The sequence below is a fragment of the Proteus myxofaciens ATCC 19692 genome, from assembly GCF_001654855.1.
GTDB classification, from domain to species: Bacteria; Pseudomonadota; Gammaproteobacteria; order Enterobacterales; family Enterobacteriaceae; genus Proteus; species Proteus myxofaciens.
Genome location: NZ_LXEN01000144.1, coordinates 1 through 14,455, shown reverse-complemented (window position 1 = coordinate 14,455; position 14,455 = coordinate 1). Strand labels below are relative to the sequence as shown.

12 protein-coding genes are annotated in these 14,455 nt (G+C 34.5%); 8 read left to right on the top strand and 4 right to left on the bottom strand.

The features are described from left to right. A partial coding sequence (gene helD, locus M983_RS14395; RefSeq protein ID WP_066752400.1) for a DNA helicase IV occupies positions 1-1,430 on the bottom strand: 1,430 nt, incomplete at its 3' end. Between the two features lie 114 nt (positions 1,431-1,544). Between helD and yccS the strand changes: the two genes are divergently transcribed. Beyond that, on the top strand, positions 1,545-3,731 hold the full coding sequence (yccS, locus tag M983_RS14390; protein ID WP_066752397.1) for a YccS family putative transporter: 2,187 nt from the start codon (positions 1,545-1,547) through the stop codon (positions 3,729-3,731). Between the two features lie 105 nt (positions 3,732-3,836). Here yccS and M983_RS14385 read toward each other — a convergent pair whose 3' ends face one another. Beyond that, the gene (locus tag M983_RS14385; RefSeq protein WP_066752394.1) at positions 3,837-4,442 is read right to left on the bottom strand and encodes a TfoX/Sxy family DNA transformation protein; all 606 of its coding nucleotides are present in this window, start codon (positions 4,440-4,442) and stop codon (positions 3,837-3,839) included. Positions 4,443-4,672: 230 nt separating this feature from the next. On the opposite strand from M983_RS14385, the gene sulA reads away from it, so the two are divergent. After that, the gene (sulA, locus tag M983_RS14380; RefSeq protein ID WP_066752391.1) at positions 4,673-5,224 is read left to right on the top strand and encodes an SOS-induced cell division inhibitor SulA; all 552 of its coding nucleotides are present in this window, start codon (positions 4,673-4,675) and stop codon (positions 5,222-5,224) included. Positions 5,225-5,572: 348 nt separating this feature from the next. Continuing rightward, on the top strand, positions 5,573-6,691 hold the full coding sequence (ompA, locus tag M983_RS14375; protein ID WP_066752388.1) for a porin OmpA: 1,119 nt from the start codon (positions 5,573-5,575) through the stop codon (positions 6,689-6,691). Between the two features lie 215 nt (positions 6,692-6,906). Here the strand turns inward: ompA and matP are convergent, their stop codons facing one another. Then, on the bottom strand, positions 6,907-7,368 hold the full coding sequence (gene matP, locus M983_RS14370; RefSeq protein WP_066752386.1) for a macrodomain Ter protein MatP: 462 nt from the start codon (positions 7,366-7,368) through the stop codon (positions 6,907-6,909). A 351-nt stretch (positions 7,369-7,719) separates the two neighbouring features. Here matP and M983_RS14365 point away from each other — a divergent pair, with 351 nt between their 5' ends. From M983_RS14365 to M983_RS14345, 5 genes are all read left to right on the top strand, one after another. Next, complete coding sequence (locus M983_RS14365; protein ID WP_066752384.1) at positions 7,720-9,462, top strand: AAA family ATPase; 1,743 nt, start codon at positions 7,720-7,722, stop codon at positions 9,460-9,462. Positions 9,463-9,545: 83 nt separating this feature from the next. Continuing rightward, positions 9,546-10,064, top strand: coding sequence for a bifunctional 3-hydroxydecanoyl-ACP dehydratase/trans-2-decenoyl-ACP isomerase (fabA, locus tag M983_RS14360; RefSeq protein WP_066752382.1), 519 nt, complete (start codon positions 9,546-9,548; stop codon positions 10,062-10,064). A 443-nt stretch (positions 10,065-10,507) separates the two neighbouring features. Further along, positions 10,508-10,774 carry a YtcA family lipoprotein gene (locus M983_RS14355; protein WP_066752379.1) on the top strand — a complete coding sequence of 89 codons (267 nt, stop codon included), beginning with the start codon at positions 10,508-10,510 and terminating at the stop codon, positions 10,772-10,774. A 12-nt stretch (positions 10,775-10,786) separates the two neighbouring features. Continuing rightward, positions 10,787-11,803, top strand: a complete 1,017-nt coding sequence (gene mdtN / locus M983_RS14350) for a multidrug transporter subunit MdtN (RefSeq protein WP_066752376.1) — start codon at positions 10,787-10,789, stop codon at positions 11,801-11,803. 19 nt (positions 11,804-11,822) lie between these two features. Continuing rightward, positions 11,823-13,814 carry an FUSC family protein gene (locus tag M983_RS14345; protein ID WP_066752373.1) on the top strand — a complete coding sequence of 664 codons (1,992 nt, stop codon included), beginning with the start codon at positions 11,823-11,825 and terminating at the stop codon, positions 13,812-13,814. A 266-nt stretch (positions 13,815-14,080) separates the two neighbouring features. On the opposite strand, the gene rmf is transcribed toward M983_RS14345, so the two are convergent. Continuing rightward, positions 14,081-14,251, bottom strand: a complete 171-nt coding sequence (rmf, locus tag M983_RS14340) for a ribosome modulation factor (RefSeq protein WP_066752370.1) — start codon at positions 14,249-14,251, stop codon at positions 14,081-14,083. Positions 14,252-14,455 lie beyond the last annotated feature (204 nt).

The window sequence follows — 14,455 nt, the reverse complement described above, 5'->3', positions numbered from 1 at the left end:
GCACCACTAAATTGATATATGGCCTGCCAATCATCACCAACTACAAATAAAGAAGTTTGTTTATTTTGCTGTTTTAGCGCGGTGATTAATGAAGCTCTAAGAGGTGAGATATCTTGAAATTCATCAATAAGGATATGCTTCCAAGGGCTGATAAACTTCCCTTTTTTAATAAGATTAATCGCCTCATGTAATAAACCTGAAAAATCAATAGCGCCTTCTTCTTTTAACGCTACTTTCCATACTTTTAATAATGGTGCTAACAGTCTTAGTGATTTTTTAAAGGATTCAACATATTCATCATTAATGCTTTCAATAATTGTTTTTTGACTTCCGCCTTGCATTCTTAATAAATTTATCCAGCGTTCTAGTTTTATGGCTATTTTATTCTCTAGTTTTTTATCATGCCAAAATTCACCTTCTGGAATTTCAGTTTCAAGTTCTTGAGATAACCACTCTCTCCAACCCTTAGCTTGCGCTTTTTTTTGCTGACATTGATTTCGCCATTCGTTTAATAAAAGTGAGCGCCTTTTTTCACTATTTATTTCCAGCTCACTTATTTTAGGCTGTTTTTTGGTTGATTGTTGAATGATCGACAGAGCAAGTGCATGAAATGTTTTTGCCGTAATATCAAGATGCAAACGTTCTGAAAGTCGCTCATTCATTTCTTGTGCAGCTTTTCGTCCAAACGCTAATAATAATATTTGTTCAGGTTGTGCTAATTCACGACGAAGTAACCAGCCAACTCTAGCAACTAATACTGATGTTTTACCACTACCTGCACCTGCTAAAACAAGAATATTGTCTTCACCATTAACCACCGCCCTACTTTGAGACATATTTAAAGGTGAGGATTCAATGGTATTAAAAAAGTCAGCATTTTCTTCAATGATTTTATCTACCCATTGGGAATTTTCTTGCGAAATTAATTTATCCCCTTGATTCAACCATTGCAGACAATATTGATAATCTGTTTTACAATTTTCAAATTGAGATAGCCTTTCTATAGGCAAAGGAATAGCTGAAAAGCTATCGTTAATAGATTGCTGAATATGCTTGAGGTTGGATTTTTTTATCCAATGGTCAGCTCTGATGATATCGTTAATGGTTCGTATCTGTTTCTCTAATACTTGGGCGCTAATTTCGCTCATTTCTTGACTCCAACTTTGCCAAGAATGGTACAGATAACGATAAAATTTTTGAGTCTCTTCCCAATCAGTTCCATGCAACCTGACGACTTTATTCTCAGGTAGCAAAAACTCTAATTCGCCCCAAACTATCCCTTTTTTACAATGGATATCAATTAATTCATTAAAGGGTATTAAGTAGTGATGTTTTTCACCACTGACTTCAATACCCGCATTTAACAATTTGACTCTATTATAGGGATGTTGTGCTAAACGTTCTCCCATTGGGGTCGATTTCAGTTCCATTACATGATTCCTGCAATAAATAACAAATTGTCTGTTGTTAAGCTCTTTTTAATCGGTGACAAACGCTATATTCTATAGCCAAATATCTCTATCTTGTTTTTTTAAGGGCAATTTGTGTTCACTTTGTTAAATGGCGCCCGCCGATTTATCTATAATAGCCACTTTCTATATTATATTCGCATAATAATCGCACTTACGGGAACGACTTTATTCCCATGGATATTAGGGCAAGATCCTAAATATACAATACCACTTACATTAGGTGTAGTAGCAGCTGCGCTAACTGACTTAGATGATAGGCTTGTTGGTAGATTAAGAAATCTTGTTATTACTCTTTGTTGTTTTTTTATCGCATCAGCATCAATAGGATTACTTTATCCCTACCCTATCTTATTCTTTTTTGGATTAGCCTTTTCAACTTGGGGATTTATTTTATTAGGCGCATTAGGGCAACGTTATGCCACTATTGCATTTGGCGCATTATTGATTGCTATTTATACCATGCTAGGTATGTCTATTTTTCCTGTATGGTATGAGCAACCTGTTTTATTATTATTTGGGGCTGTTTGGTATAATTTATTGACATTAATTGGTCATCTTTTATTCCCTATTCGCCCTGTTCAAGATAATTTAACCCGTTGTTATCAACAGCTTTCTTCTTACCTTGAAGCCAAGGCAACTCTTTTTGATCCTGACATACAAGAAGACCATCAGCAATCTCTATATAGTTTGGTAATGGCTAACAGCCAGCTTATTGAGGTAATGAACCAAACTAAAGTGGCATTATTAAGTCGTCTAAAAGGGGATCGAGGTCAGCGTAGTAGTCGATTTACATTGCACTATTACTTTGTTGCTCAAGATATTCATGAAAGAGCTAGTTCTTCTCATGTACAATATCAATTACTCAGCAATGAACTACGTCATAGTGATGTACTCTTTCGTTTTCAGCGTTTACTTTCAATGCAAGCAAGAGCTTGTGAGCAAGTTGCACAGTCCATTCTCTGGCATAAAAAATATATTCATAACCCTGCTTTCGAGCGTGCGATTAACTATTTAGAAAATGCACTAAATTATTTAAAAAAAACCACAAACGAACCTCAGATTATTACGCCTTTATATAATTTACTGCAAAATCTGCAAGGTATTGATGCATTATTAAGCAGCATCAGTACAGAACAAAATCAAATATCTCATGACCAAAAAGAGGAAACACAACTTTCTGATGATGGTTTAACAGGGTGGCGAGATATTGCATTAAGAATAAAAGAACATTTGACGCCAAAATCACCACTCTTTAGGCATGCTGTGAGAATGTCTCTTGTCTTATGTATTGGTTATATCATTATTCAATGCTTTAATTTAGAGAGAGGGTATTGGATATTACTGACTAGCCTTTTTGTTTGTCAGCCTAACTACAATGCAACACGGCGACGATTAACGTTACGTGTTAGTGGTACAATTATAGGAATTTTAATCGGCTTTCCAATCCTCTATTTTGTTCCTTCAATTGAAGGCCAATTAGTCTTGATTGTTATCACAGGAACGCTATTTTTTGCCTTTAGAACTATTCAATATGCACACGCCACTCTTTTTATTACGTTGCTTGTTTTACTCAGCTTTAATTTATTAGGTGAAGGCTATGATGTTGCTTTACCGCGTATTCTCGACACGCTAATTGGCTGTGCCATTGCATGGTTTGCCGTTAGTTTTATTTGGCCTGATTGGAAATTCCGTCAATTACCTGTGGTAATAAAAAAGACAATGACAAATAACTGTTATTACCTTGACGCTATTTTAATTCAGTATTATCAAGGAAAAGATAATAGCCTAAGCTATCGAATAGCTCGTCGTAATGCTCATAGTAGTGATGGAGAACTAGCATCGCTTATATCCAATATGGCATCAGAGCCTAAAAGCTATCAAACTTCGCAAGAAGAAGCTTTCCAGTTATTATGCTTAAATCATACTTTATTAAGTTATATTTCTGCTCTTGGTGTACATCGTAATAAAATTGAAAATCACGCAGTGCTAACTCTACTTAATGATACCGTTTGCTATATCGATGCGGCCTTATGCCGTAAAAAAACAGCAGATAAAACATTTATAATTTCTCATGATAAATTAGTTGATAGAGTGAATGCTTTATCAAATGAAGACAATACACAAGATGGACATGTTCAACTAGTGTTAACACAAATTAGATTATTGCTTGATATACTCCCTCAAATAGTGAGTTTCATTCAATTAATTGAACAGAATGAATTAGTACATCGTTCTCACTCTCATTCTGATAAACACTAGTCTAAATTACCAATATATAAATGGTGTTTTCTTTAATGCTTAATCGACATTAGAGAAAACACCGATACTTTTATTAAAATAATGCAAAAAAACATTGTTGATTAATTAAACAGAAACTTCGTTATGCCAATCTAATAACTCCGTTTTTAATTGGTTAGGAAGAACTGAGCGATGACATCCGACTATTGCACCCGCAAGAGAGAGAAGTAGCTCACTACTTTTTAAGTCATAACGTTGCCTTAATTTTAAATAACATGCTTTAGCACCTACTACACGTAATTCTTCTACTTTGTTAATCCCAATTTGGTTTAATTTCTTTTCTAATAAAATACCTAGATTAGGTAAATCCTTTATGCGACTAGGTTGTTTACGTTGTTTTAAAAACTCCTGCATACTGTAGTGGAATGATAAGTCAATAAAATGGTTCAATTTTTTTGAATCATTCCATAAACTCTCTGTAATTAAATAATAACGTAAGGTGATAGGAGAGCCTTTCTTTGAATAGATATAGGCTTTCATTTTTGTCGCTTTATAAAGTGTTTCTAAAAAACCACTCCCTTTTAAATAAAATTGATTATCAGATGTTATGGCGAGCATAATTTCATCAATCATTAAGCTAACACCACCAAATTGAGACTTTGTTGTTAACTCTCCATATTTCGCTATATGCGATAATAAATGAGCTTTCCTTTGCTCAGATAAAATTGACATTAAAACTCCAAGCCTAGAATTAATATTAACTTTTTATCTTTGAATTCAAAAACATGTATAAAACATGACGAGGAAAACAATAAATAACTTAGCTAAAATAGCCAATGACTAACCGCCTAAAAAGCGTAGTTTTCATAAATTTTGAGATCGGGTTTCAAAAATTGAGCTTGATTTAAGCAAAATTTAGATATACTGTATATGTATACAGTACATTTAGAGCGAGGTAATTTATGGCAATCTCAACAACATCTCCGATAAGACAAAATAGTATTCTCCAAGAGATTTCAAATGAGGTATTACCTCTCTCTATGACGTCTACCAAAATATCATCAGCGGTAAATAATAAGGCAGGCATGATTAGTGAACTTCTCTATCAAGACCCTCTTATCATTAACCATATATTGCTTCCTTTATTAAAGCAGTATAGCAATGAATCACGTTGGTTATTGTGGCTTAATCCACAACAAAAATTAAACCGCTCTTGGCTAAAAGAAGCAGGATTGCCACTTGATAAGATTATACAATTAAATCAAGAGCATAAAATAACAACCGTCGATCTTATGGAAAAAGCATTGCTGAGTGGAAACTACAGTGTAGTGCTAGGTTGGTTACCAGAAATATCAGCAGAAGAGATGAAAACGTTAGAATATGCTGCTCATAAAGGTAAAACATTGGGTTTTATTATGCGCCAACAAAATAGTAACAATTCACATATAGAAAACAGCAATACATCTAACCGACATTTAAATTCCGTGAAAATTCACTCAAATCACTACCATTAGTTAAATTTAAGAGTTTTCCTAATACTCATAAAGGTCTATTATCATTTAAGATAAGTTATAAAGTTTTTTGATAAAAATCATTAAGTTACATTAAAACAAAATAAAAGAGAATATCTTTTCCATTGTGAATTTAGTCAGATCTTTTTAAAAATATAAGTGGAATTTTAAAGGGATACTTGTAACTTTTTAAGTTCATTGTAGACTTTATGACGTTATGGTTATGCTTTAAATCTCAAAAATTGAGATCATCATTTGATGAAAGCATCGGATTCCTAACAATAATTTAACCAAGGGCAAATAATAAGGCTTAAAGCCAAATGCCTAACTTGGATGATAACGAGGCGTAAAATGAAAAAGACAGCTATCGCATTAGCAGTGGCAGTTGCAGCTTTCGCAACAGTGGCGCAAGCAGCTCCAAAAGACAATACTTGGTATGCCGGTGGTAAATTAGGTTGGTCTCAATACCAAGGTACAAGTAACCAATGGCAACCAGAAGGCTTCAATAAAGAAGTTTCTATCGGTAACGGCAATACTCACCGTGACCAATTAGGTGCTGGTGCATTCGCTGGTTATCAGTACAACCAATACTTAGGTTTTGAACTGGGTTATGACTGGTTAGGTCGTATGACTTATAAAGGTTCATACAACAACGGTGCATACAAAGCTCAAGGCGTTCAACTGACCACCAAATTAAGCTATCCAGTAATGGAAGACTTAGACGCTTATACTCGTTTAGGTGCTATGGTATGGCGTGCAGATTCATCTGCAACTGTTAACGCAACTTCATCTGAAAACCAAAGACGTTTCTCTGAAAACGACACTGGTGTTTCTCCAGTATTCGCATTAGGTACTGAATACGCGATCACTCCAAACATCGCTACTCGTGTTGAATACCAATGGATCAACAACATCGGTGATAAAGGTACTCTGAATGCTCGTCCAGACAACGGCATGCTGAGTGTTGGTGTTGCTTACCGTTTCGGTCAAGAAACTCCAGCTCCAGTTGTAGAACCAGCTCCAGTTGTTACTCCAGCTCCAGTTGTTAAGAACAAAACCTTTACTCTGCGTTCTGATGTTCTGTTCAACTTCAACAAAGCTTCTCTGAAAACAGAAGGTCAGCAAGCTCTGAACGAACTGTATCAAGAATTAGCTAACATCGACCCAACTCAAGGTCGTGTTTTAGTTGTTGGTTACACAGACCGTATCGGTTCTCAAAACTATAACCTGCCACTGTCAGAAAAACGTGCTCAATCTGTAGTTGATTACCTGGTAAGCCAAGGTATCCCTGCAAACAGCATCGCTGCAGAAGGTCGTGGTAAAGAAAACCCAGTTACTGGCAATACTTGTGACAACATTAAAGCTCGTAAAGCTCTAATCGAATGTTTAGCGCCAGACCGTCGTGTAGAAATTGAAATCCAAGGTACAACAGAAGTTGTTGTTCAACCTGGCCAACAAGCTGCACAATAATTCAAATAGTAGTTTACTCTACTGTTAATGAATTCTAAAAAACCTGCCTATTGGCAGGTTTTTTTCTTTATTATTTGGATTATTGTTTATCTAGCTTCTAGGCCTATATTCTTACCTTATTAATTGCGAGCTTTTTTTACAAAAGCTATCCAATATAAAATTTAAAATAACTTATTTCTTCACTTAACTAGAGATTACACAGTCAGAAACAACTTTTATTTTTGTTTATCTTTTCCTAATAACCCAATAAGTTCATCTTTTAAGTTATTTACTTTTAATGCATATTGCTCTTTACGCTCAGCATCTTCGATAAGTTGTACTATTGTTTCAGATAATGTGATACCTCGCCTTTGTGATAAGGCGGATAAACGTTGCCAAACTTTGAACGTAAGATCGATGGATTTTTTTCTTGTGTGCTGGTGTTCTGCATTAAAATAGCGTTTGCGTCTTGCCCTTATGGTCTGCTTCATTCTATTGGACAAATCAGGGTTCATATGTAAGTCAATCCATTCCAATACTTTCGTTGGCTGCGATTCGATGAGCAATAATTGTTCAACAATTTCATCTGCGGCACTTTTTTCAATATAGCGGGTAATTAATTCCCCTTCATGGTGCTTTTTGACTAAATATGCCCATTTCCAGCCACATTCTAGATTCTCTAATTGTTGATATTTCATACAAAACCCCGTGACAACGTAACTATTTGCTAGCATATCAATAAATTCACAAAAATACTCTATTTGATCTGAAATAATTGATTATTTTGCAACCACTCATTTTAAACTCACTTTTTCTTGGTAAACAACATGTCCCGATTAAGGATAGTTTTCTCAGCATGTTGTGATAGAATCGAACGTCGCTTAGATGAAGCTAATACGTAATTTTATAGGTTTTTTTAAGCGATTAGCGATAAAGCTCCCTGCCAATATATTTAATGACGTTATATAACCGTCAATGCAGGATGGATATCTAGTGATTAGATATCATGATAATCCCCTTTTCACTAACCAATAATAAAAACGGTAACCTTGAAAAATAACGAATTAGAATGGCAGGTGTTACGCCCTGATTACGCTGCCTATCAGACTTTATTTCAAACAGCATCTCAACTGCCTATATCTCTCTTAAGAGAGGTTCAACCACGTCTGTATGAAAGCTTACAATGGTTAAACAATGCAGATGCTGGCCAATTTATGCTGTTAAAAGCCGATGATTCTGCTGCCTATTTTGATGTTCTTCTCGATACGCTACAACAATCAGAAGTTAAAACTTATCCTGTTGTTGGTACCTATCAAGTCGAATCAAACAAAATCTATTGGCAAGAGAATGTGCAAGGCACTTTCTCTTCCTCAAAGCAGATTGCATATTGCCAATGGATAGAACCAGAACAACTTTTTGGCTCATTTTATACTCATAAAGATAAAGTTACTGTCAGCCCTGGTTTATTACATCAGGTAAATGGTGGTATTTTACTTTTATCAATTAAGACATTGTTAGCTCAACCATTAATGTGGTTTAGACTTAAACAAATGGTAGAGAAACAACGATTTGAGTGGCTAGTATGGAATGATAATCAAGCCCTACCTTTACCTATTGACGGTATGCCACTTCACTTACGTATTATTTTAGTTGGTGATCGCTTAAGTTTAGAAGAACTTGAATTTATGGAGCCTGAACTCACCTGTTCAGCTTTATATGGCGAATATGAATACGACATGTATCTCGAAGATGAAGACACTCTGGCACAATGGTGTGGTTTCATTAATGCGCTCTGTCAAAAATATCGCCTTCCTTTCTTATCTGATGATGCTTGGCAAGTTTTGCTTACTCAGGCAGCAAGAGAGCATGAAGATCAACTTATTTTATCATTAGAAATCGAGTGGATTTTACGCCAACTTCGCGATGGACTGCGTTTTAATCGTGATTCTTATCTCAGTGCAGATTCACTTAAAAAAGCGCAAGAAAATCGTTTATGGCGCCATAGTTATCTATTAGAGCGTAGCCGTGATGAAATTTTACAAGGTCAAGTGATGATCCAAACTGAAGGTGAAATCATTGGACAAATTAACGGTCTTTCTGTTTTAGATTATCCTGGTTATCCTGATCTCATTGGTGAACCTACAAGAATTACATGTGTTGCACATATTGGTGATGGCGAATTTATTGATGTAGAGCGTAAAGCAGAGCTTGGTGGCAATATTCATGCAAAAGGTATGATGATCATGCAAGCGTATTTAAATGCAGAGTTACGCTTAGAGCAACCTCAGCCATTTAGTGCTTCTGTTGTTTTTGAGCAATCTTATGGTGAAGTTGATGGCGATAGTGCGTCATTGGCTGAACTATGTGCGTTAATAAGCACTCTGGCTCAACAGCCTATAGACCAACAAATTGCCATAACAGGTGCAGTTGATCAGTTTGGTCAGGTACAACCTATTGGTGGGGTGAATCAAAAAATCGAAGGTTTCTTTGATATTTGCCAGCAAAGAGGATTAACGGGATTGCAAGGTGTGATTATCCCTTTTGCAAATGTTCGTCATCTCGTGCTCAATGAAAATGTGCAGCAAGCCGTAAAAGAAAATAAGTTTCATATTTGGCCTGTCACTCACGTAGCAGAAGCGATAACATTGCTTACTAGACAGCCTTACTATGAAGAACAAAGTGAGGAAGGACAAACAAGTGAACACTTGTTAGCTGTTATTCATGATAGAATAACGCTCGCAAACAATCAAGACAGACCTAAGTTACCTTGGTTTTTGCGTTTATTCCGATAATAAAATTTTAAGTGATCGGAGTTGTTCAGCGTACAAGTGTAAGCTATTCTGTTAACTTACAATTTATAAAGGCTATATAGACAATGGTTGATAAACGCGAATCTTATTCAAAAGAAGATCTCATTACTTCAGGCCGTGGTGAATTATTTGGCCAAGATGGCCCACCACTGCCTTCTGGTAATATGCTAATGATGGATCGCATCGTTAAAATGACTGAAGATGGTGGCTCTCACAATAAAGGCTTTATCGAAGCAGAATTTGATATCAAACCTGAATTATGGTTCTTTGATTGTCATTTTGTTAACGATCCTGTTATGCCTGGCTGCTTAGGTCTTGATGCGATGTGGCAGCTTGTTGGCTTCTATCTTGGCTGGCTTGGTGGTGAAGGTAAAGGCCGTGCACTAGGTGTAGGCGAAGTAAAATTTAGCGGACAAATATTACCAACAGCGAAAAAAGTCACCTATAAAATTGATTTCAAGCGTGTTATCAATCGTAAACTAATTATGGGTATTGCTGATGGTGAAGTATATGTTGATGGTAAACTCATTTACGTTGCCAAAGATTTAAAAGTGGGTTTATTTAAAGATACAAGTGCATTTTAATCTACTTTTACATTATAGAGCCTGATTGATAAATCAGGCTTTTTTATTTCTAGCTCTAACTTTTCTTTATTTCTATCTCTCAATTTTTTCTATATTATTTCCAGTATGTTATTAGAAGAAATAACAACGATGTTGATATATAAAATGTTATTTCACTGATAAATATCCAAATCAAAAATTAGTTATATTTACTTAAACTTCTATTATTATTAAATAATTGTCAGTGAATAAATAATAATAGTAATCACATTGTCTCTTAATGTTACAAAGTGCTAATCTTTATTAATAAAAACACCCTAAGAAATATCTCAATTGCAATAAATTGTTTTTTATTTAATTTACATATATATAACAGGTGATCTTTTATGTAATAATAGGCCTAACGATTTATTTTTAATAAAAAAACTTAAAATAAACTCATACTAGAAAGAAAATAGGATCCTATGAATAATATAAAAAAAATAATACAAACCGTATTAATAATAGGTCTTCTAACAGGGTGCACTCCAGCACCTTCTATTGTCATGTTTGGAGCCTCATTCCCTGATTGGTTACTGTGCTCAGGCATCGGGATTATCGGTATGGTATTAGTGCACATTATCTTATCTAAAACAAAGTTAAGATTTTTGTTGCATCCTGTTCTGATTGTTTATCCATGTATTACGGCATTGATTGCAATGTTAACTTGGTTAGCGTTCTTTCCAAAATAAAAGGGTGAAAATATGCCATTGCTACGTAAACTTTATAGCGTTTTACTCCTTTTAATTACACTCCTTGTGTTATGGATTGTATTATGGAACGTGAATAATGCGCCTCGTACTGATGATGCATATGTTTATGCAGATACAGTTAGTGTTGTTCCTGAAATTACAGGCAGAATTATTGAATTGCCTGTTGAAAATAATCAGCTCGTTAAAAAAGGTGATTTACTTTATCGAATTGATGCTCAAATGTATGAGAATGATTTAAATTATAATCTTGCTAAATTATCTACTTTAGATGAGCAAATAAAGCTGGCTAAACGCTCTATTAGTGCTCAAGAGATGAATGCAAATGCTATTGCTGCACAAGTAGAAAGCGCAAGAGTTCAATATTTGCAGTCTGCTGATTCTTATAATAGAAAATTGCCTTTATCGAAAAAAGGTTATGTTTCCAAAGATGAATTAAACCTTGCCCTTACAAAGAAAAATAGTGATGAAGCAACGTATAAATCGATGCAATTACAAGCTCAGCAAGCTATTTTAGCCATTGATGGTATTGAGGCATTAGAAGCTCAACGCCAAGAAGTATCTGCACTTATCGAGAAAGCAAAACTCAATATTAAATATACTGAAGTCCGTGCTTCATTTGATGGCCGAGTGACTTCATTAAAAACAACTGTCGGCCAATATGTATCGCCTTCTCAAGCCATAATGACGCTTATTGATACTAGCCAATGGTTTGTTGTCGCTAACTTTCGTGAAACCGAATTGAAAGGGATACACGAAGGTTCTAAAGCTCGTTTATTTATCATGAGTGATACAGGAAAATCATTTGAAGGTATTGTTGATTCTGTGAGCTATGGTGTTGCACCAACACAAGATGCAAGAACTGTAGATGGATTACCTTCTGTTAGTCGTACCATTAACTGGGTTCACGTTTCTCAGCGATTCCCTGTGAAAATCCGGGTTATCAATCCTGATCCTAATTTATTCCGTATTGGTGCATCCTCTATTGCTATTATTTATCGCGATAAATAAATGGGAGTATAGATAAATAATGAAGGAAACATTGTTTAATAGGATTCATAATAGCCTGCTACCTTATCCTGGTAGAGGAAATCAAACAGCACGTACTGTTGTATCTTGCGTGCTGGTTGTTTTGATTTCTCTAACATTACAGGTTCCTTATATTCCATTATGCATTATCGTTGTTTTCTTTTTAACACAGACTAACGTGGTCATTACAAAGATTATCGGTATTTTATTTGTTATCGCAGGAACGGCTGCAATACTAATAAGCTTATTAATCATCATGGTCACATGGCATTCCCCCTTTCTTCGAATATTATTTTCTTCACTGGTTTTTCTTGTCAGTTTATTTCTGATGAGAACAACAAAAGTGGGGATTTTATTTTTTATTATTTCTATCGTTGTTATATATGCGCAATCTTTAGTCGATGTAGCACCAAATGCAGAATTACTGACACGAGAGATATTATGGGTGTGGGTTGCCGTTATTTATACAATTGTTGTTACACTAATTGTAAATACGTTATTGCTCCCAGTTGAGCCAGAAAAACAATTACGAGATTTTTTACTTTATCAGCTTAATATTGTTAATCGCTGTCTTAATCCTTCTGTAAATTCAACACCTGACGATCATAATATGATTAAAGCGGGCATGGATTTACAAGCTATGTATAAATATTTAAAATTTAGCATCATGCGACATAAAGGTGATGATTTTGATAAGCAGTATTATGTCAATAAAATCACGATAATATCAGAGTTGAGATCATTATCAGCTAATTTACCTAGTGAGTTTGATAATGCAAAAGATAAAAATTTTGCCATGGCGCTCTCAGATATATTAGATGTTTTAGAAACGTCGTTAGATGATAAAACACCATTAGAACAGCATATTATCAATCTAGAACTAACTGATAATGCAATTTTAAATAAAATTTATTTTACATTAAAAAACTACATCGAAGATGCCAATAATTATCATAGTGAAGATGAAATTGAATCAATTCTGCAAAAAGTAAATCCACCTAAAGAGAGTTTCTTAGTCGATGATGCATTTACCAATAGTAAATATATTGTATTTGCTCTAAAAACATTACTCTCTGTTTTGCTCAGTTATTTTATTTATACCTTAACTGATTGGAATGGGATAAGCACTTTTATGTTGAGCTGCCTTATTATTGCGCAACCTGGCTTAGGGAATGTTCAGCGTAAAATAATATTGCGTTTATCTGGTGCCTTAATTGGTGGTGCTTTAGCACTCTTTTCTATTATGTTTATTACTAACCAATTAGATTCTATTTTTGGTTTATTGATATTAATTATTCCAGTCTTTTTCCTTGCAGCTTGGGTAGCTACAGGACAGGAAAATATCAGTTATGCAGGAATACAAATAGCTTATACTTTCTCTTTAGCCTTATTAGAAACCTCAGGCCCAGTATATGAACTCGTTGATGTACGTGATCGGATAATTGGTATTATTTTAGGTATTATTTTGGGAAGTATTATCCAAAGCTTTATTGCACCAGAAAGAGAAGGCTCAATTATTATGAGCAAACTTGCTTCAATAATTGATCTAATAAGAAAAGAATGGAATCCTACAGCCACTAAGCCACCTTCTATCACACGAGAAGATATCGCAATAAAGTTATTTGAATGTAATGATCTTATTTCCCTCGTAACTATAGAACCCACGTGGATGGATAACGAAAGTTCGCATGATAAATTTAATCAGCATGCACAGGAAATATTCTTTTCATTAAAAAATATTATTTATAGCTATGATAAGTTATTGCTACAGTTTGATAATATTAAAAATAATTTGGCAAGTGAAGATAAAAAGAATGTTATTGATATGATTAATAAATACAAAAATAATTTATTACTTATTTCTCTTCGATTACAGGGGGCGAGAACAAGTCCGCCTCATTATCCAGATATAAAAAATCTACCCGATAATCAGCTAAAACTGTCAATGGTAAAAGTTGAACAAGATATGCAGGCTTTCTTCAACATAGGGTGAATTTTAAAATTAATAAAAAAAACAAGAAGTTAAAACTGCTCCCCAATAACGATACCGTATTGGGGAAACAGTTTAAATTCAATGTTGTTGTTTATCTATCTATATCTATTTTCAAATTGTCCTATGGATAAATTTTTCATAGGAATAAATTCAATAATCCTCTTTTTGATTATCGTATAGATACTCGTGATACATACTAGCAATACATACTAGCAATACAGTTCATGTTAAAAAGACTCTGTATCTGTATAACGATGATGGATTATTTATTTTACTAGGCTCGGCCTATCTTCCATCGCTTGTCGCCAACCTCCAAGCCATTGGGAGCGTGCATCAATCGCGAAATAAGGACACTGCTCTTTTGATCGACCTTGAATACCAGCTTGATAACCTTTCGATAATGCTCTAGCTAAACGGTCTCGTTTCTGTCTTTTCATATTTAGACAACCCTCACGTTCTAAGTTTAAGCGGAAAGATAACGATTGTTTTTTCAACAACCCTTTAAATTGATACGCTTTCTTGAGGATTTAAGCAAGTAAAGAAGTTAATATAAATGTCATATTTGTGATATTACTCTATCTTTCATTTAAATAACCCTAGAATACAATTAATTATAATTAATATATATTTTGATTTGTTTA

What these genes read in the sequence shown, in the direction of transcription:
- mdtN (WP_066752376.1), top strand. Translation starts at nt 10,787, where the DNA reads ATGCCATTGCTACGTAAACTTTATAGCGTTTTACTCCTTTTAATTACA.
- M983_RS14385 (WP_066752394.1), bottom strand. Translation starts at nt 4,442, where the DNA reads ATGTCAATTTTATCTGAGCAAAGGAAAGCTCATTTATTATCGCATATA.
- sulA (WP_066752391.1), top strand. Translation starts at nt 4,673, where the DNA reads ATGGCAATCTCAACAACATCTCCGATAAGACAAAATAGTATTCTCCAA.
- ompA (WP_066752388.1), top strand. Translation starts at nt 5,573, where the DNA reads ATGAAAAAGACAGCTATCGCATTAGCAGTGGCAGTTGCAGCTTTCGCA.
- M983_RS14355 (WP_066752379.1), top strand. Translation starts at nt 10,508, where the DNA reads ATGAATAATATAAAAAAAATAATACAAACCGTATTAATAATAGGTCTT.
- matP (WP_066752386.1), bottom strand. Translation starts at nt 7,368, where the DNA reads ATGAAATATCAACAATTAGAGAATCTAGAATGTGGCTGGAAATGGGCA.
- fabA (WP_066752382.1), top strand. Translation starts at nt 9,546, where the DNA reads ATGGTTGATAAACGCGAATCTTATTCAAAAGAAGATCTCATTACTTCA.
- rmf (WP_066752370.1), bottom strand. Translation starts at nt 14,251, where the DNA reads ATGAAAAGACAGAAACGAGACCGTTTAGCTAGAGCATTATCGAAAGGT.
- M983_RS14345 (WP_066752373.1), top strand. Translation starts at nt 11,823, where the DNA reads ATGAAGGAAACATTGTTTAATAGGATTCATAATAGCCTGCTACCTTAT.